Here is a 1,584-nt window from a genome sequence, read left to right on the forward strand (position 1 = left end):
CACTAGCTTTGCAAACAAATGTAACAAACCATATTTTTTAAATGTTATTTAACAAAAAAGGTAAATTAATGTTGAAATTTTGCATAAAAAAACCTATTCTAATGGTCAGATCATCTAGGCGTGTTACCCAAATCCATTAAAATAGGAGCTCAATATGGGTAATAGTCTACCATCAAATACCGTTTTTGAAAAGTGTTTAAGCTTACTGGATTTACAAAACTTTCGGTGCCCCTTTAGCGACTCGTACGCCAAGAAGCTGCTTACGGGTACAACCCTGTTGTTGCTGATCGATGCCCAGCTTCGCGGATTGGAAAGTTTGTCCGACATCGAAATCGGTTTGCGCGCAAACCCCATCCTTCAACAGTTTATTGGACTAGCGTCTGTCCACGCATCTTCCGTTTACCGGAAAATGGAGCAATTGCCGCTGGAGACCGTGCAGCGTCTCTGCTTCCATGTCCTTGAGCAGGTCAGACAGCTACATGAGGACAAGAAGGGGATAGCGAATCTCGGCCGATTAAACCTCATCGACGCCACTGAAATCACGTTGCCCGAAAAAGCCGGCGAGTGGGCGTACTTTTCGAAAGACAAGAACGGCGTGAAACTGCATTTGCGTTACGTGGTGGCCGATCGCGACAGCATGCATCCCGATGGAATGGTGCTATCCACAAGTGCGGTGTCCGACCAAGCGGGGGCGCTTTCCTTAGTGGTGGAGGACGATGCGATCTATGTGTTCGACCGAGGCTATCTCAATTACCACTTGTACCATGAATGGTCGAAGCGAAACATCTCGTTTGTCGCTCGAGTGAAGGCAAATTCCAGCTTCCGCGTTTTGGAAGACTTTCCGGTTCCAGCGAACTCGAATATCCTCAAAGATGCGCTTGTGGAAGTCAAAGACTTGAAGAGCGGAGAATGTTTCCAGCTTCGGCTGGTGGAATACACGGACGACAAACAGCGAGTCTACCGGGTAGTGACAAGTCTTTGGAAGCATACCGCGGAAGAGATTGCTGAGATGTACAAAAGCCGCTGGTTCATCGAACTGTTTTTCAAGTGGATCAAAAGCCATTTGAAGATCAAAAAGTTATTCAACCACAAACCGGAAGCAGTATGGAGCCAGATTTACATCGCACTTATCGCATACGGGTTAAGCGAGCTCGTCAAACAAGAAGCGCAAACCAAAGAAACGACATGGACGGTTCTCAAAACGATGCGGCATTATTGGTTCCACACGTGGGATGTATTCGTACAGGCTCTCAACCGGGAGCCGGAGCGCTTGTCGGCAGGACGACGAAAAAAGGCCAAACGAGGACGCACCCGAAAACATCCTAAAAAGTTAAAGGCCCAACAGATTGTGATCAAATAAGCAGCAATTAAACATAAAAGGTATATTATGGGTATTGTCTAGACTTAGGCGGACGTTGACTTTTTTCGATACTTCCAAGAAAAGTGGAATGGTAAAATTTATATATATATCGAATTATAGTAAATTGCAACCAAACGACACTCAACTACATGCGTGCCATCTCATCACGAATACCTTTATATGGATTTCATCCCACAGTTAGGGTTTTGTTTGCAAAGCCAGTG

Annotated in this window: 1 protein-coding gene; it reads left to right on the forward strand. The window is 45.5% G+C overall.

All coding sequences use genetic code 11. From position 1 onward, the window contains the following. Window positions 1-154: 154 nt before the first annotated feature. Window positions 155-1,360, forward strand: coding sequence for an IS4 family transposase (locus AC3G2T_RS38620; RefSeq protein WP_488438804.1), 1,206 nt, complete (start codon window positions 155-157; stop codon window positions 1,358-1,360). Window positions 1,361-1,584 lie beyond the last annotated feature (224 nt).

The sequence above is a fragment of the Paenibacillus sp. sgz302191 genome, from assembly GCF_057749925.1.

Coding starts and splice junctions, on each gene's coding strand:
- AC3G2T_RS38620 (WP_488438804.1), top strand. CDS start 155: ATGGGTAATAGTCTACCATCAAATACCGTTTTTGAAAAGTGTTTAAGC.